This is a genomic window from Paenibacillus ginsengihumi DSM 21568, from assembly GCF_000380965.1.
GTDB lineage: Bacteria > Bacillota > Bacilli > Paenibacillales > NBRC-103111 > Paenibacillus_G > Paenibacillus_G ginsengihumi.
This window is the reverse complement of record NZ_KB905611.1, coordinates 1-17473: the sequence shown is the minus strand read 5'-3', so window position 1 is coordinate 17473 and position 17473 is coordinate 1. Positions and strand designations below refer to the sequence as shown.

Below are 17473 nucleotides of genomic sequence, written 5' to 3'. Positions count from 1 at the left end.
TGGTAGGGTTAACAGCGCTTCTGCATTTCCGAATTTCAAGCCATTTCAATCAAAAAGAGCTTTGTCTTTCCGTCCGCTGCAGGATTATAATTCATATCAATTGAATAACAGCCGAATTTCTTAATGAAAACGGGGGAACCATGAAATTGGGGTGAATTCGGCGCTTCGCGGGAGGCGCTGATAGGGAGCCTGTGTCCCGAATCCGTCAGCTAACCTCGTAGGCTTGCTAGCAGGAACCAGTGAACAACGACACCGGGCTTCCAGTGTCTTTTTTTCATGCCTTGAACCAGGGCAGACATCGGCAGGTAACCTTATGAGAGCCATCAAAAGAACGGGGCTTGCGCCCCCGCAGGTTTTAGTCATCGGTTTTTGCAATCATTATTGTGCTCGGCACCTTCAGCGGGCTTGATTATTTTGGGAGGACTCGGCTTTATCTGTCGGATGTGATGGATTACCGCAAAACCGCCGGCTGTCGCTGCATTCAAAGGTCGTGCTGAGCATGACCGGGATCGTGATAGCGATCGGAGCCGTCGTCTTGTTCGCGATCGAATATTCGAATGTGAAGACGGGGGCGCTGGATGGGGCGGGCAAGCTGTAGGCGTCCTTCTTCCAGTCGGTCGCCCCCAGAACGGCCGGCCCAATACGCCGGATATTGCCGGATTTCGACAGGACTCGCATTTTTTTCATTATTATCCTAATATTTATCGGGGCGTTCCCAGGCTCGACCGGCGGGGGCATCAAGACGACGGACGACGTTCGCCACGCTGCTCGGCGCCATCGTCGCTATAGTTCGCGGCAAGGAGGATATCGTGCTGTTCCGTCACAGGCTCGGCAAGGATCGCATTCTTAAGGCGATTACGCTGACGATGATCGCTTTATTCCTGGTCGTCTTCATGACGATGGCACTGGCGATGACGGTAAACAGCCCGCTTCTGGACATTCTGTTCGACGTCACCTCCGCCTTCGGCACCGTAGGCTTGACGATGGGGCTTACGCCGCATTTGAGTGACGTCGGCAAGCTGATGATCGCGCTCACGATGTTTGCCGGCAGACTCGGTCCGATTACGCTCGCTTACGCGCTCGGACGGAAGCCAGAGAGAGAATTATACAGATACCCCGAGGGGAAAATCACGATCGGATAGGAGCAAGTGCACATGGCGCGCAGTCAGTATGCAGTGATCGGATTGGGCCGGTTCGGTTCCAGTCTGGCGAAGGAATTGATTCAACTTGGCAACGAGGTGCTCGGCATCGACAAGGACGAGGAGATGGTCGACGAACTGAGCGACGAGCTCACGCACGTGGTCGTGGCCGATTCGACGGAGGAAGAGGTAATCCGGTCGCTCGGCATCCGCAATTTCGATTGCGTGATTGTGGCGATCGGCAACGATATTCAGGCCAGCATTCTTACGGCCATATTATTGAAGGATATCGGCGTCAAGAAGGTGGTGGCCAAGGCGTTGTCCGAGCTTCACGGCAAGGTGCTGGAGAAGATCGGCGTCGACCGCGTTATTTTCCCGGAGAGAGATATGGGCATTCGCGTGGCGCACCAGCTCGTATCGCCGAACTTGCTGGATTTCATCGAGCTGTCTGACGAATACACGATCGCCGAGCTGGCCGTCCCCAGGCGGCTGTCCGGGATGACCTTGTCCGAGCTCGACCCGCGGCACAAATACGGCTGCACCGTCGTGGCCATCAACAAGGCAGACGGCGTCATTATCGCGCCGACCGCTGGCGACAAGCTGGAGGAAAAGGATGTCATGGTCATCATCGGCACGAACGAGCAGATCGAATCGCTGGAGAGAGAAGTGATCGGCTGACGGGAACGGGCCGGCGCAACGCTTGTATGCCTGCCGGAGCCCGGCAACCGGCCCGCCGCCAGGGGGCCTGCCTCAAGGAATCCGGCAGCCGCGTGCGCTGACGTAAACCGGCCCGCCTCTTGGCGCGGATTCTCCCGCAGGCGGTTCCACGCCGGATTCTCCCGCAGCGACTGCGCACGTGACTCACTGCAGCGAGTCCTGCGCAAGGCTCGTTGCGCCGCCGGCGCAGCCCTTCCCGGGCCTCCCCTCCTCCAGTCCCCAGCCAGACGTCCCGCGCTTTACGTCAAAGCCGGGGCGATTTTCTTTTATTCCGATAATACGCTTCCGCCAAGTCGATAAAACGCTGGATTGCCGGCTGCCTGTCGGCTTCCTCGACGTACAGCAGCGAGGTTGTCCGGGTCGTGCCTTCGAGCGCGGGCATCCGGACGACCTTCAGCCCGTTGTACTCGATCAGCGGATGCCGCAAGTACGATTCGGGCAGCAGCGTCGCGGCCTGGCAGATCGACAGCAGGCGGATGATCGCCTCGAACGAATCGATCTCCATTTTTACATCGGGATGAATGGCATGCCGGTGAAACAGCTCGTCCATCAGGATGCGGTACCAGGTGCCGCGGGAGAACAAAATCATCGGCAGTCCATCAAGCTCGCCGACGCCCGGATTCGCCTTGCCGGCCAGCGGATGCTCGATGGGCACGATCAGGCACAGATGATCGTCGAACAGCGGCAGACAGGTCAGTCCGGGATGCTCGATCCTCGAGGCGACGAGTCCGATGTCGACCTTTTTTTCTTTGACCAGAGGGACGATCTCATGCGTCTTGCCGGTCACTGCCTTGATGTCGGTGTTCGGATGCTCGCGGGTGTAGAGCGCAATCAAGTCCGGCAAGGTCGACTGCAGCGTCGTCAGGCTGGCGCCGACTGTCATTGCGGCCGGCGGGTTGTTCGACTTATACGCGGCCAGCGACTGCTCCAGCTTATGCTCGAGCCGCTTCAGCTCGAGGGCATGTTCATAGCAAATATGGCCGGCGCGGGTCAGCTCCAGCCGCTTGCCCTTGCGGGTGAACAGGCTGACGCCGAGCTCCTCCTCGAGCCGCATGATTTTGCGGGAGAGCGCGGGCTGGGACAAGTTGAGCAGCTGGGAAGCTTTATTCAAGCTCTGCTGCTCCACAACGACGGCAAATATATCGAAGATTTCCATAAAGCTGCTCCTCTTATGCCATATGGTTATAAACAATTATAATAAATAAGCACTTCCATTATAAGCGAAACGGGAGTACTATGATAGATGGCCGGTGTCACAAAATGAACACATATCGTTCCTATTTTTGCATAAAAAGGTGTCGAACTATGGAAAATAGGCGTAGTGTTTTTGTTGACGCTCTGGAACTGCGGGAGTAAAATGGTAAATGGTTTTTACGAAAATGTGACAAGCTTTATTTTATGAGGGGGGAACATCGTACTCCATGTTCAAAAATTCGTATTTTAACCGAAAGCTGCATTCATTGCTCGGCGTTATTCCGGTCGGCTTCTTCCTGATCGAACATCTGCTGACCAACTATTCAGCTTTCAAAGGCGGGCACGCCGGTTTTCTTGAGCATGTGGAATGGCTGCACAGCTTGCCGCTGGTGCTGGCGCTCGAGATTTTCGGGATTTGGATTCCGCTGGCCTACCATGCGATCTACGGTTTGTATGTCGCGTATACGGCCCGCAACAACGTAACCAACTACGGTTACTTCCGCAACCAGATGTTCTTTCTGCAGCGGGTGACCGGGGTCATCACGTTCCTGTTCGTGGCCTGGCACTTCTTCGAGACCCGCTTCCAGATCGCCATCGGCGCGGTCGCTCAAGAGGAGATCGGCATTCAAATGCACCACATCGCCTCGAATCCGGTCAACTTCGTGCTGTACTGTATTGGCATTGTTGCTGCTGTGTTCCACTTCAGCAACGGGATGTGGTCGTTCTTGGTCAGCTGGGGCGTGACGGTAGGTCCGAGAGCGCAGCGTGTTTCCACGTACGTATGGATGGGCGTATTCGTCATTATGTCCGTCATGTTTATTATGGCGCTGTCCGCGTTCGTGAATCCGGAATTCGGACAACTGCCGGATATGGCAAGTCATTAAGGGGGAGTGAACGACAATGGCGAATTCTAAAATTATCGTAGTCGGCGGGGGTTTGGCCGGACTGATGGCCACCATCAAAGCCGCGGAAGCCGGCGTTCACGTTCAGCTGTTTTCTCTTGTGCCCGTGAAACGTTCCCACTCCGTTTGCGCGCAGGGCGGCATTAACGGTGCGGTCAATACGAAAGGCGAAGGCGACTCTCCTTGGGAGCACTTCGACGATACCGTATACGGCGGCGACTTTTTGGCGAACCAGCCTCCGGTCAAAGCAATGTGCGAGGCGGCGCCGGGCATTATTCACCTGATGGACCGCATGGGCGTTATGTTCAACCGGACGCCGGAGGGGCTTCTCGATTTCCGTCGGTTCGGCGGCACGAAGCATCACCGCACGGCATTCGCCGGCGCGACGACGGGTCAGCAGCTGCTGTATGCGCTTGACGAGCAAGTGCGCCGCTGGGAAACGGCCGGGCTCGTTACCAAGTTCGAGCATTGGGAATTCCTCGGCGCCATCATCGACGACGACGGCGTCTGCCGCGGGATTGCCGCGCAGGATCTGCGCAGCATGGAAGTGCACACCTTTGCGGCCGATGCGGTTATTTTGGCGACCGGCGGTCCCGGCATTATTTTCGGCAAAACGACGAACTCCGTTATCAACACGGGAACGGCTGCAAGCGCCGTATACCAGCAGGGCGTATATTACGCCAACGGCGAGTTCATCCAGATTCACCCGACGGCGATTCCCGGCGACGACAAGCTGCGCCTGATGTCCGAATCGGCCCGCGGCGAAGGCGGACGCGTCTGGACGTACAAGGACGGCAAGCCGTGGTACTTCCTGGAGGAAAAATATCCGGCGTACGGCAACCTGGTGCCTCGCGACATCGCGACGCGCGAAATTTTCCACGTCTGTGTCGATCTGAAGCTCGGCATCAACGGCGAGAACATGGTTTACCTCGATCTGTCGCACAAAGATCCGAAGGAGCTTGACGTCAAGCTGGGCGGCATCATCGAGATCTACGAGAAGTTCATGGGCGACGACCCGCGGAAAATTCCGATGAAGATTTTCCCGGCCGTTCACTACTCGATGGGCGGCATGTGGGTTGACTACAACCAAATGACGAACATTCCCGGGCTGTTCGCAGCCGGCGAATGCGAATATCAATATCACGGGGCGAACCGTCTCGGCGCTAACTCCCTTTTGTCGGCGATCTACGGCGGCATGGTGGCCGGTCCGAAAGCGATCGAGTACATCAAGGGGCTGACGAAGCATGCCGACGACATCTCCTCCACGGTGTTCGACCGCGAGAAGAAGCGTCATACCGAGCGCTACGAATCCATCCTCAAGATGGACGGCAACGAGAACGCCTATATGCTGCACAAGGAGCTTGGCGAATGGATGACGAACAACATGACGGTCGTCCGTTTCAACAAGAACCTCGAGCAGACGATTAACAAGATCAACGAGCTGAAGGAGCGCTGGCACAAGATCAACATCAACGACTCGGCCCGCTTCAACAACCCCGGCGCGGCGTTCACCCGTCAGCTGTGGAACATGCTGGAGCTGTCCCACGCGATGACGCTCGGCGCGCTGCTGCGCAACGAGAGCCGCGGCGCTCACTACAAGCCGGAGTTCCCTGAGCGCAACGACGAGCAGTTCCTGAAGACGACCAAGGCGAAGTGGACGCCGGACGGACCGCAGATCGACTGGGAAGATGTCGACGTTTCCTTGATCAAGCCGCGCAAGCGCGATTATACGACGGACAAGAAGAAGGGAGGTAACTAATCATGGCAGAAGCAGCGGTTGCAGCTAACAAAAAGGTAAAGTTCATCATTACCCGGCAAGATTCCCCGGAATCCCAGCCGTATACGGAGGAGTTCGAGGTCCCTTACCGTCCGAACATGAACGTGATCAGCGCGCTGATGGAGATTCAGCGGAATCCGGTGAACGCCAGCGGTAAGAAGACGACGCCGGTATGCTGGGAATCGAACTGCCTGGAAGAAGTGTGCGGCGCCTGTTCGATGGTGATCAACGGCAAGCCCCGCCAGGCGTGCTCGGCGCTCATCGACAAGCTGGAGCAGCCGATCCGCATCGCGCCGATGTCGACGTTCCCGGTCGTGCGCGACCTTGTCATCAACCGCGAGCGGATGTTCGCGGCGCTGAAGCGCGTGAAAGCGTGGATTCCGATCGACGGCACCTACGATCTCGGTCCGGGACCGCGCATGGCGGAAGCGAAGCGGCAGTGGGCGTACGAGCTGTCCAAGTGCATGACGTGCGGCGTCTGCCTGGAGTCGTGCCCGAATGTGAACGACAAGACGTCGTTCATCGGCCCTGCAGCCATCTCGCAGGTGCGCCTGTTCAACGCTCACCCGACCGGCGAGATGAACGCTCACGAGCGTCTGGAGGCGCTGATGGAGGATGGCGGAATCGAAGGCTGCGGCAACTCGCAAAACTGCGTGCGCTCCTGTCCGAAAGGCATCCCGCTGACGACGTCGATCGCCGATATGAACAAAGAGACGACGAAGCATCTGTTCAAGCGTTGGCTTTCCATGTAAGGCATCATTTCTATAAGCAGGCTATAGACGCAAAGCCGCCCCGAGTATATCGGGGCGGCTTTGTTCGCAGATCAGAAAGTGAGCGATTCCTTCCGCCATCGGTCGTCCCCTTCGGTGTTGAAAAAATTCGCCGAAGAGCTTCGTCGAATTTTCGAGATAGACGCCCATGCCGCTGCGCAGCACCATCAGATGGTGAAAATTGGGCTGCAGGACCGGCGCTATTTTCAAGATAGACCCCCATGCTGCTGGCGCAGCACCATCAGAAGATGAAAATGTTGTAGTTTATACAACAAAAACAGGGGGATAAGCCGCATTTGCCGCTTAATGTTGTAGAAAGTGCAACATTTTGGGCGATATTTCCTGATTTGAAGCCAATCACGCCTAAATTGTTGCACAAAATACAACATTACCCTGCCCTTTGCGTGAATGATGCGGAAAATGTTGCATTTTTTGCAGGATTTGCCCGCCTCATGCGCCCGCGAAATGAAAAAAAAGAGACCCGTCAACGGGACGGGTCTTCAAGGTTTTATATATTAAAAAGGGGGTCTTGTTAGTTATCTTACACAACCAACATGTTAAATCCGTAACAGGAATGTTTCAATTGTGTAACAAATTCGAAAGCGCTATCCAAGCCTGTTCGGCGAGCGGTGTCCGATCAGCCTTTCACCGCGCCGAGCATGACGCCTTTGACGAAATATTTCTGTATAAACGGATAGACGATGATGATCGGCAGGGCAACCAGGAAAATCGAGGCGGTCCGCACCGACAGGCTTGACGTCTCGCTGAGCACGCCCATGTCTCCGAGCAGGGTGGCCATCTCCATCTGCACGACCATATCGCGCAAAAAGATTTGCAGCACCTGCAGTTCGGAGGAGTGAATATAAATGACCGCGTCCATATACGAGTTCCAGTTCGTCACTGCGATGAACAGGCCGATCGTCGCGACCGACGCCGTCGACAGCGGCACGTAGATGCGGTAGAAGATGACCCAGTCGTTGGCGCCGTCGATTTTGGCCGATTCTTCCATACTGTCCGGGATGTTGTCGAAGAACGATTTCAGCAAAATGACATTCCACGTGCTGATGGCCGACGGAATGACCAAAGCCCAGATCGTATCGATCAGCCCGGTCCCTCTGACGATCAGGTACGTCGGAATGATGCCCCCCTGAAACAGCATGGTGATAATGATATAAAGCATCAGTTGTTTCTGCCCGGGCAAATAGCGCTTGGACAAGACGTAGGCGAAGCTGAGCTGCAGCGACAGGCTGACGATGAGTCCGAGCACGGTCCGGTTGATCGTGTTGATGAAGGAGGTGATAAACCGGTCGTTGTTCAGAATGACTTCGTACGCGTTCAGATCGAAGCCTTTCGGCCACAGCAGCAGCTCGCCCTCCTTCACGGCGTGCGGGTCGCTGATCGAGGTCAGGACGACGTAATAGAACGGGAGAAAGGTGAGCACGGCGAATACGGTCAAGATCGTGCCGATCGCTATGCTTCCGATAGAAATACGGTTGTTCAGCATTCGGGCCTCCTTCTGCGCTCTACCACAGCGCGCTGTCGCTGAACCGTCTTGCCAGGCGGTTCGCGCTCCAGATGAGAATGAAACCGATGACCGACTGGAACAGGCCGATCGCCGTCGTCATACTGAACCTGGCATCCTGCAGGCCGATCCGGTAAATATACGTGCTGAGCACATCCCCGACATCGTAGACAGACGGATTGTACATGACATAGATTTGCTCGAAGCCGTAGTCGAGCATTGTGCCGATTTTCAAAATGAGCAGAATGATAATGGTGTTGCGGATGCCCGGAATCGTAATGTGGAACAGCTTCTGCCACCGCGTCGCCCCGTCGATCGTGGCCGCCTCGTACTGCTCGGGATCGATGCCCGACAGCGCGGCCAAATAAATGATCGCACCCCAGCCGCTTTCCTTCAGGATGAGCGAGAGGATGACGATCGGCCGAAAATATTCGGAGCGGATCATGTAATGAACCGTCTCCATGCCCATCGCCTCGCGCAGTTGGTTGACCAGCCCGTCGTTCGGCGACAGCAGCTGGATGACGATGCCGCCGAACACGACCCAGGACAAAAAGTGCGGGAAGTAGACGACGGTTTGAATCGACCGCTTGAAGACGACGTTTTTCAGCTCGTTCAGCAGCAGCGCGAGAATGAGCGGAGCCGGGAACGAGAACAGCAGCTCGTACACGTTCATCAGGATCGTATTTTTGACGATCCGGTAAAAGTCGGGATAGGAGAACAGGAACTCAAAATGCTTCAGTCCTACCCAAGGGCTGCCCCAGATGCCTTTGGAGAAATTAAAGTCCTTGAAGGCGATGATGAGGCCGTACATCGGCAAATATTTGTAAATAAAATACCAGACAAAACCGGGCAGCATCAGCAGATACAAATATTTGTATTTGCATAGTGTGCGCCAAAGCGCCGGCAGCGGACCTGGCCTGCGGGCGGCCGCCTCGCGAGGCTGCAAGGCTGACTTCATGTAGGATTCCCCCTCGGAGCGAGATTCTGGGTCTAATTATAGGGGGCTGTCTGCAGGCAGGATATGTTTAATTTTTTGCGCGGTGTACATTTTTTACGGTCATGCGATGGATGTTTTATGCGGGATGAATCATTTTTTGGAACATGCTGTAAGTACAGCCCGAAAATGCCGATACATATGCTATAATATCGCCTATAATTATAGGAGGGGCGCTGTGCGCATGACAGTTTTAATGAACCGGTTGAAGGACCGGACGGTGTTTGTATTATCCCTTCTCCTTCTCTTGACTTCCATCGGATCGTTCATGCTGTATGATCATATCAACCGATCGGAAGACGCCCAAGAAAAAAAATATACATTCGAAAAAAATCACGAGAAGGCTTATTCGTCGCTGCTGCTGTTTACGGACAAAATTCAATCGCTTTACCGCCAGGTGCTGATGAACCGGAATGTCACGGAATGGCTGAACCGTCCGGGAGTGCTCGCCGCGGAAATGTACCGGCTCAGCCAAATCCAAAGCTTCTTTTTCGAACTGATCAACAGCCACTCCGGCATCGCCTCCGTCTACTTGCACAACAAGGCCAACAATATGGTGCTGTCGACGCCGTTCATGCTGTCCGAACTGGAAGCGTTTCCGAACCGCCGCGCCTTCGAGCGTCTGCCGTACAGCGACGACGGCCCGCAGTGGCTGTGGCAGCCGATCGGCTACGAGATGCAGGAATACGCGGCCGGCTCGCCCGTCATATCGATGATCGGCGGTGTGCCGTCGCGGAACAAGGCCGGGGCCGTTGCGATTAATCTGAAGGCGGAGTATGTCGCCCAATCGGTCATGGACGGCAACGACAATTTGCTTTGGCTGGATGCGGACAACCGGGTGCTGCTCTCGAAGAACGCGGAGATCGAGGCTTTTTACAAAGAGCATGCCGCAGAGCTGCTGGGCGTCAAGCAGTCGTCCTTCATGTTCAAGGACCATCTGATCATCGTCTCCGAGTCCGGGGACGGCGGCTGGAAGCTGCTCACCGTATTGCCCGAGCCGCTGCTCGCAAGCGGCCCGAACGGCAAGGCGCTGTACAAATATATTGTGCTTGTCCTTGCCTTTGCGTTGGGGCTCTTGCTGTTCTGGTATTTCCGCTATTACCGGCCGCGGCAGGAGCTGCGGCATCAGGTGGAGCTCGGGCGCAATTTGGACGACCTTCGCAGCGGGCTGATCGCCGATTTGCTGAACGGCAAGCCGGTGCTGGCCGAGCTGGAGAACAAGACGAAGCAGTACCAGATCGATCTGAAGGGCGAGGCGTACCAGGTCATTGTGTTCCAGATCGACAATTACTACAACTTTTTGCTGTCGAAGTCGAACAGCGAGCGTTTTTTTCTGAATAAAATCATTTTTAACGCCGTCAAATGGACTTTTGTGCTGAGGTTCAATGCATATATCGTGAGTGCGACGCCGGAGAATATCGCGGTGCTGCTGTGTCACCCGACGACCGATGCCGCCGCTGCGGTCAAGCTGGAGGAGACGATCCGCTACATTCAGGAAGACATTCGCTCCAACTGCGGCCTGACCGTCTGCACCGGTATCAGCGAGACGGCCGGCGACATCTCCCAGGTGCACGCCTGCTACACGCATGCGCTGCTGGCGCTTGATTATAAGTCGGTGTACGGCAAGCACGCGATCATCTATTACGATCAGCTGCCCGTCTCGCGTTCCGAATCGCCTCTGCGCTTCCCGAAGGAGCTGTACAAGCTGAACGACTGCCTGAAGGAAGGCAGCCTGAGCAAAATCGAAGAGCTGCTGGACCGGATGCTGAGCGGGCTGATGGCCCATCATCAGCTGACGCCGGAATGGATTCACGCCTTTTTCGCCCATGTGCTCTCCACGATCATGAAATTCGCGCTCGAGCGCCGGATCGATCTGAACCGTTATTTTAAAGAAGATGTATTTATCACGCTGTACGGCTACGAATTTTGGGAGGATAAAAAATCGTACATTCTCAGCATCTGCTCGGCGATGATCCGCCATGAGGAGTCCCGGCCGGAGGAGCCAGGGGGGGCGAACGGCAAGGCGATTATCGAATACATCGACAAGCATTTCGACAAGCCGATCTCGCTCAATATTTTGGCCGACAAGCTGTCCATGAGCCCTTCTTATTTGAGCGTGTACATTAAAAATCAGCTGGGAATGGGCTTCGTAGAATATATCAGCTATTTGCGCATTCAGAAGGCCGTCAAGCTGCTGGACAACGAGGAGATGACGATTCAGCATATTGCCGAGCAGTGCGGCTACGATACGGTCCATACGTTCATCCGCCAGTTCAAGAAGCTGCATCAGATGCCACCGAACGAATACCGGATGCGGAAGAAGCGGCAAAATATGCAGTCGCAGCCGGCGCCTTAAAAAATATACACTTCCATTTCGTAAAAAATATACATTCGCAAAGGTATTGTTCATTGCCATTTGCGTCCGACTCACTAGAATGAGGAATAACTCTTCTCCACACCGGTCTCGGGGAGAGGTTGCAATCATTTGAAACGGGAGGGTCATATACCGATGAAATGGCAAAAGAAGAAGCAAGCGGCACTGCTCTTGACGGCGTCCGCGGCGCTGGCGGTCGCCGGCTGCAATCAAGGCGGAGGCGCCGGACAGACGGGCGGAAGCGAGCCGTCCGGCACGCCGACGTTCAAGGTGCTGTTCGATTTTAACGTCGACGCGAAGGGCATGTCGCTGACCGACAACGAGTACATCGATTACTTGCAGGAGAAGACGGGCGTCAGGGTGGAGCTGGAATCGCCGGGCTCGGCGGGCTATTTGGACAAGCTGAACATCCTGATGGCTTCGGGCGATTATCCGGATGCGTTCATGGTGAGCGACAACGATAAGAACAAGCTGATGCAGTTTGCGACGGACGGTCTGCTGACCGATATCGCACCTTATTTGGACAAGTATCCGAATCTGAAAAATGCGATGCCGAAGGAAGCGTGGCTGCCTGTTACGCAGGATGGGAAAATTTGGGCGATTCCCTATAACCGGCATGACGGCTTTCATCAGGTCGTCTATATCAACAAAAACTGGATGGAGACGCTGGGCCTCGAGATTCCGAGGACGATCGACGAATTTTATCAAGTCATGAAAGCGTTCACCGATCAGGACCCCGACCGAAACGGCAAAAACGATACGTTCGGCCTGCTGGCGATCAACGGCATGCTCTACGGCGGTAAAATGTTCAAAGCGGCCTTCGACGCGGAGACGTACAAATTCCGCAACGGCGAGCTGCTGCCGCCGGAAATTACGGAGGAATACAAAAACTACCTTATCTTCATGAACAAGCTCATCGAGGAGAAAATTCTCGATCCGGAATGGCCTACGACGGTCGGCACCATTTACCGGCAAAAGATCAGTACAGGAAAATACGGTCTCACGAACAACTACTGGCATTTTGCCAGCGGTGCGCAGCTGGCGCCGGGAACGGCCGAGCAGTTTATCGCCATCGAGCCGCCGCTCCGGCCGGACGGCACGCCGACCAAATTTTCCTACAGTTCCACGAACCGCCATTATATCGCCATTCCGAAGGACACGAAGCAGGTGGAGGAGCTGCTGAAGTTTATCGATTGGGCGCTGTCGCCTGAAGGAACGCGCTATCATTATCTGGGCATCGAAGGTAAGCATTATACGACCAACAACGGCAAATACGAGAAGACCGCCAACGAGCGGGCCAATCTGCACTGGGCATTCTCGATGGTTAAGCACGGTCAACTGAACGACGAGGTGAAGGCTTACATGCAGGCCGACTATGAAGACCACGTCATTGACAATCTGACCTTGGCGAACGAATTGGGCCAGCTCGACAAGATCGCCGCCTCGCTGCCGTATTATCCGGAGCTGACCGCGTACAATCTGCCCAAGATCGTCGAGGAGTATACCGCCAAGGCGATTCTCGGCAACGAGAAGGTCGAGGACACCTGGGACGATTACGTGAAGAAATACCGTGCTTCCGGCGGCGACAAGGCGATCAAGCTGTGGACCGAATGGTACCTCAAGGAAGGCCAAAATTTGCAATAACTTAAGGAGGCGTTGCTGTCATGATTACAGTACTGCAGGATACGTTCGACCACTTTGCAATAGGCCCTTTTCCTTACGATCCGAAGCATTCGGCGCTGGGAGAGTACCACTACTATCCCCCGGAAGGGTACTTAGGGGGCTGGTACGACCCGATCGTCTATTACGGCTGGCTCGGCCCGACCTGGATCGTGACGGAAGACCGCGGAACGAAATATATGGAGCAGACGCGGCCGCAAGCGGCGATTGCCCGGCATTGGCCGCTTCTGGTGAAGGGCGAGGAAAGCTGGCGCGACTACACGTATGAGGCGACCGTCAGGCCGCTGTCTACGCATTCGCATACGGGAATCGTCTTCCGCTATCAGCACAGCCGCAGGCATTATTTTCTCGGCTTCGAGGGCGGCAAGCTGCTCCTAATGAAGCGCGATCAGGAGCGGGTGATCGAGCTGGCCTCCGCCGCGTTCGCCTACGACGCCGATCATTACTACCGCCTGCGGATCGTCTGCGAAGGCCCGCGCTTCCGCGCCTTCGTTGACGGCAGCGAGCTGCTTGCGGCCGAAGACGACGCTTACGCCTGCGGCAAGATCGGCTTGTCCTCGCGCATGCCGGCGCAGTATGCGAATGTGGTCGTCGAGATGACCGAGGCGGCTCATGAGAAATGGCTGACCGCTAACCGCAGCGCCCAGTTGAAGCTGGCGATGCGGCGCGGCGAATACCCGCAGCCGCGGCTGTGGAAGACGATCGACTTCAAAAATTTCGGCACCGCCCGGCAAATCCGCTTCGGCCATCTGACGGGCGACGGCAGTCTGCAGATGGTGCTGGCCCAGCACCAGAAGCGGGGCCACAAGGACGCCTACGCCCATATCAGCTGCCTGACTGCGCTGACGCTGGACGGCGACGTGCTGTGGCAGCTCGGGGAGCCGAGCCCGCTGCTCGATCACGCGTTGCTGTCAGCCGACCTGCCCTTCCAGGTGTGCGATGTGGACGGAGACGGGTTCGACGAGGTTGTCATGGCCCGCAACTTCGAGCTGATGATCCTGGACGGCCGCACGGGCGAGGTTAAACGCTCGATTCCGACGCCGCTGTGCAAGGAACCGACCGAACGGCCTTTGTACACCGTGCCTCACAATCAATATGCGTTCGACCGGCTGAATGTGGATTCGATCCGCATCGCCAATTTCTCGGGCAAAGCGACGGCGACCGACATCCTGATCAAGGACCGCTACAGCAGAGTGTGGGTGTTCGACAATGAGCTGAATCCGCTGTGGACGTTCCATGAGCGCAATACCGGCCATTTCCCGTATACCGCGGATGTGGATGGCGACGGCCGGGACGAGATGTTCATCGGCTACCATCTGGTCGATCACGACGGGACGCTGCTGTGGACGTTGCCGGTGGATACGGATCATACGGACGAAATTTTGATCGGTCATTGGGATCCGAGCCGCAAGGATCCGCTGATCGCCATCGCCTCCGGCGACGAAGGCTTCATGATCGGCGATCTGCAGGGGAACCTGCTGCAAAAGCACCGGATCGGGCACGCCCAGCGGGTCAGCGTCGGCAACTACCGCCCCGACCTGCCGGGGCTGGAGCTGTGCGTCTCGACGTTCTGGGGCGAGCAGGGCATCGTCTATATCTTCGGCGCTGACGGAACGATCCTGCACCAGTTCGAGCCGACGTGCAACGGCAACGTCATTACGCCGGTCAACTGGACCGGTGAGGGGGACGATCTGGTGCTGCTGAACGGCAGTGTGAAGCACGGCGGGCTCATCGACGGGCACGGCCTGCGGGTGGTGACGTTCCCCGACGACGGCCACCCCGAGCTGTGCGCGGAGGTGCTGGACGTAACCGGCGACGGGCGCGACGAAATTTTGCTGTGGGATACGCAGCGGATGTACATTTACACGCAGGACCGCCCGGCAGCCGCGCCGGTCGTAGTGCCGGACAAATACTCCCACAGCAACGCGTCGAACTATCGCGGGGAGTTCAATTATCCGAAGCGAGTGTAGCGGAAGGAACGCCAGGTCTGCGGATTTAAGCGCCGATGAGGGTTATGAGGGGAAACACGGGGGAAAATGGGGGCCAAATATCCGCTTGACCCCATAAACCGGAGCTATAAGCGAGCCTTTCGGCTGGGAAGGAACGCTTCAGGAGGGCTGCAAGCGCCTTGTCCACGATCTGCGCTGCCATGGCGCTTGCGGCCTGCCCGCTCCGGTCCAGCCCGCTCTTATGGCTGCCGGGTCCGGCCACAGCTTGACCATGGCGTTCGGGATTCGGCTTCAGCCCGCCCCCACGGCCATCCGCGTCGGTTTCGGCTCGCCCTCCAAGCAATAAGAACCAAAAACAAGCTTATTTCTTCCAAAATAGGCCAATAGACTCGAATAGGATCGCAAAACGATCTTATTCGATCTGTTGCACCCGGAAAAAGACCGATTTCAGCGAGATAAGCACGAAATTCATTCTTATTTTGGCGTTTAGCCGATTTTTGTCGTGGATAAGATCGAATTTCATGCTTATTCTAGTGTTTCCTCCGCCTTTGTATTGCTTGACAGCGAGCCTCCGTAAGCGCGCAGGAAGAAGCAGCGGCTGCCCCTCCTAAACGCCGCTGTTGATTGCAGCTTGCCGATTCGGGCGAGAAGCGCGTGGGGTGGAGACCGCGTCTCCGCCTTTTTGCGTATGTTTTGCGGACGTACATTGCAAGGCAGACAACTCTAAAACAGTATTAATGCGCTCCCGTCACCAGGCGGGGGCTATTGACGTTGTTACGAAACTTCCGGCGCAGCAGGCGATAAAACTTCGGAATTACCAAACACTATATAAAAGTTGAACGAGAGCAACCATCGCACGGCTTGGCCAGAGGGTGACGTGTTCAGGAGAAGCGAAGCGTTCGCCTTTGTTCCCGGATTTCTACCTCTACGATCGGAATCTGGGAATCTGAGAACAACAGCGATCGGAAGAAGGTGTTACATGGCGGCCCTGGCTGAAAACACTCGTTCAACTTGTATATCCGACGTTACATCCACAGGCGCAGTACCATCATCGCGGCAATACCGACAACGACGGTCCCCAGCAGGCTGCGTGTGACGATAGCGACGATGACCGCCGGCAGAGCTGCGAGCAGCTTCGGATTGTGCAGAAGCGCAAGCTCGCCGTCCTGCAGCAGCAGCTCCTGTCCGACGAGGGCGGCCATCACAGCGACCGGCACGTAATGCAGCCAGCGCATCGCCCACCCCGGGAGCTCCATCCGGCTCAGCAGCATGAGCGGCAGCACCCGCGGCAGGAAGGTGACGACAGCAGCTCCTATAATTACGGCGGCAATTCCCGGATCTATCTGCATCGTTCCAGCACCATCCCTATCGTGGCAGCGATCACAGCGGCAGCGATTACGCCGAAGCTCGGCGAGACGGCGATGCCGACCCCTACGGCGACGATAACGGCCGCTGCCGCCACCGTCAAATCGAGCGCAAGCTTGTTTCGGCTCGCCACCGCGAGTGCCAGCAGCCCGATGAACATGGCGGGCAGCGCGAAATCAAGCCCGAGCCGGTCGGGATTGGCGATCCATTGCCCGAAGTACGCCCCGGCCATATTGGCGGCGAACCAATTCAGGTACGCGGTAATATTGAGGCCGTGCATCCATCGCTCGCTCAGACGAAGCCGGTTCGCAATCTTGTGAATGGCGACGCCGAACGTCTCGTCGGTCAAGAGTCCCCCGATCAGCATATTCCGAAGCGGTGTCAAATGGCGAAAATAAGGCGACAGCGCCGCGCTCAGCAGCAAATGCCGCAGATTGACGAAAAAGATCGTGACGATAATGCCGGCCGGTGCGCTGCCGGCGGAGATCATGCCCGCGGCGATGAACTGCGCCGAACCGGCGTACAGAACCAGACTCATCAGCGCGATTTCGGCCAGGCTGAGTCCCGCTGTCTTCTCGATGACGCCGGCGGCGAAGCCGATGCTGAGGTAGCCAAGCAGCGTCGGAACGCAGTCTTTCACCCCCTGGATAAAGCCTTCCTCCTGGTGCGAAGCGCCGGCTTGTTCCGAACGGACGTTATCCATGCTTGTCGGGAGCTCCTTTCTCTCTCAGTTAAACGAATGACCTGCCGCAACCAACATAAGGATTTAAAAGATTACTATAAAAAGCCGACGCCTTTTTGTCAATTCTATCTTGAAAAATTGGACGGAACCCTCCGGCGAATTTTTCAACACCGAAGGTGACGACCGATGACGAAAGGAATCGCTCGTCATAGGCGTCTATCTTGAAAATAGCCCCGGGCCCGCTGCTCATTTTCATCATCTGATGGTGCCGCGCTAGGGCGTGTTTTCAAACCTCAGGCTAACCAAATCATGGAAGAAGCCAGCTTTAAAAACGCGACAAAGGTACACGTCAATTTATCGAACCGTGTAGCGAGCCAGCGGTTATGCTTCAGCTTATTAAACAGGCAC

The 17473-nt window shown here is 56.2% G+C and carries 14 protein-coding genes and 1 riboswitch; of the genes, 8 read left to right on the top strand and 6 right to left on the bottom strand.

Going from position 1 to position 17473, the window contains the following annotated elements:
* The first annotated feature begins 99 nt into the window (after positions 1–99).
* Positions 100–239, top strand: a riboswitch (cyclic di-AMP (ydaO/yuaA leader).
* Between the two features lie 525 nt (positions 240–764).
* Together F591_RS33670 and F591_RS0122375 are read left to right on the top strand one after the other, a co-directional pair.
* Positions 765–1142 carry a potassium transporter TrkG gene (locus F591_RS33670; protein ID WP_425414372.1) on the top strand — a complete coding sequence of 126 codons (378 nt, stop codon included), beginning with the start codon at positions 765–767 and terminating at the stop codon, positions 1140–1142.
* Positions 1143–1154: 12 nt separating this feature from the next.
* Positions 1155–1817, top strand: a complete 663-nt coding sequence (locus F591_RS0122375; protein ID WP_019536842.1) for a potassium channel family protein — start codon at positions 1155–1157, stop codon at positions 1815–1817.
* A gap of 283 nt (positions 1818–2100) precedes the next feature.
* Here the strand turns inward: F591_RS0122375 and F591_RS0122370 are convergent, their stop codons facing one another.
* A complete protein-coding gene (locus tag F591_RS0122370) occupies positions 2101–3012 on the bottom strand; it encodes a LysR family transcriptional regulator (protein WP_019536841.1) in 912 nt (303 codons plus the stop codon).
* A 265-nt stretch (positions 3013–3277) separates the two neighbouring features.
* On the opposite strand from F591_RS0122370, the gene F591_RS0122365 reads away from it, so the two are divergent.
* Genes F591_RS0122365 through sdhB form a run of 3 tightly spaced genes read left to right on the top strand, consistent with a single transcriptional unit; the run spans position 3278 to position 6481 of the window.
* The gene (locus F591_RS0122365; RefSeq protein ID WP_019536840.1) at positions 3278–3934 is read left to right on the top strand and encodes a succinate dehydrogenase cytochrome b558 subunit; all 657 of its coding nucleotides are present in this window, start codon (positions 3278–3280) and stop codon (positions 3932–3934) included.
* A 16-nt stretch (positions 3935–3950) separates the two neighbouring features.
* Positions 3951–5711 carry a succinate dehydrogenase flavoprotein subunit gene (gene sdhA, locus F591_RS0122360; RefSeq protein ID WP_019536839.1) on the top strand — a complete coding sequence of 587 codons (1761 nt, stop codon included), beginning with the start codon at positions 3951–3953 and terminating at the stop codon, positions 5709–5711.
* Between the two features lie 2 nt (positions 5712–5713).
* Positions 5714–6481: a succinate dehydrogenase iron-sulfur subunit gene (gene sdhB / locus F591_RS0122355; protein WP_019536838.1), complete on the top strand. Its 768-nt coding sequence runs from the start codon at positions 5714–5716 to the stop codon at positions 6479–6481.
* A gap of 21 nt (positions 6482–6502) precedes the next feature.
* Here the strand turns inward: sdhB and F591_RS0122350 are convergent, their stop codons facing one another.
* The 3 genes from F591_RS0122350 to F591_RS0122335 all read right to left on the bottom strand — a co-directional run bounded on the left by F591_RS0122350 (position 6503) and on the right by F591_RS0122335 (position 8979).
* Positions 6503–6709: a hypothetical protein gene (locus F591_RS0122350; RefSeq protein ID WP_019536837.1), complete on the bottom strand. Its 207-nt coding sequence runs from the start codon at positions 6707–6709 to the stop codon at positions 6503–6505.
* A gap of 427 nt (positions 6710–7136) precedes the next feature.
* Positions 7137–8003, bottom strand: coding sequence for a carbohydrate ABC transporter permease (locus F591_RS0122340; protein ID WP_019536836.1), 867 nt, complete (start codon positions 8001–8003; stop codon positions 7137–7139).
* A 19-nt stretch (positions 8004–8022) separates the two neighbouring features.
* Entirely contained in the window at positions 8023–8979 is a 957-nt protein-coding gene (locus tag F591_RS0122335) for an ABC transporter permease (protein ID WP_019536835.1), read from the bottom strand.
* A gap of 220 nt (positions 8980–9199) precedes the next feature.
* On the opposite strand from F591_RS0122335, the gene F591_RS0122330 reads away from it, so the two are divergent.
* From F591_RS0122330 to F591_RS0122320, 3 genes are all read left to right on the top strand, one after another.
* Positions 9200–11371 (top strand): helix-turn-helix domain-containing protein, encoded by a 2172-nt coding sequence (locus F591_RS0122330; RefSeq protein WP_169445876.1) that lies wholly within the window; start codon positions 9200–9202, stop codon positions 11369–11371.
* A gap of 153 nt (positions 11372–11524) precedes the next feature.
* Positions 11525–13033: an extracellular solute-binding protein gene (locus F591_RS0122325; RefSeq protein ID WP_019536833.1), complete on the top strand. Its 1509-nt coding sequence runs from the start codon at positions 11525–11527 to the stop codon at positions 13031–13033.
* Positions 13034–13053: 20 nt separating this feature from the next.
* Positions 13054–15039: a rhamnogalacturonan lyase family protein gene (locus F591_RS0122320; RefSeq protein ID WP_019536832.1), complete on the top strand. Its 1986-nt coding sequence runs from the start codon at positions 13054–13056 to the stop codon at positions 15037–15039.
* Between the two features lie 1004 nt (positions 15040–16043).
* Here F591_RS0122320 and F591_RS0122305 read toward each other — a convergent pair.
* Together F591_RS0122305 and F591_RS0122300 are read right to left on the bottom strand one after the other, a co-directional pair.
* Complete coding sequence (locus F591_RS0122305; protein ID WP_019536829.1) at positions 16044–16367, bottom strand: AzlD domain-containing protein; 324 nt, start codon at positions 16365–16367, stop codon at positions 16044–16046.
* Positions 16358–17086 carry an AzlC family ABC transporter permease gene (locus F591_RS0122300; RefSeq protein ID WP_019536828.1) on the bottom strand — a complete coding sequence of 243 codons (729 nt, stop codon included), beginning with the start codon at positions 17084–17086 and terminating at the stop codon, positions 16358–16360. Before F591_RS0122300 ends, F591_RS0122305 begins: the two co-directional genes overlap by 10 nt.
* Positions 17087–17473: the final 387 nt, after the last annotated feature.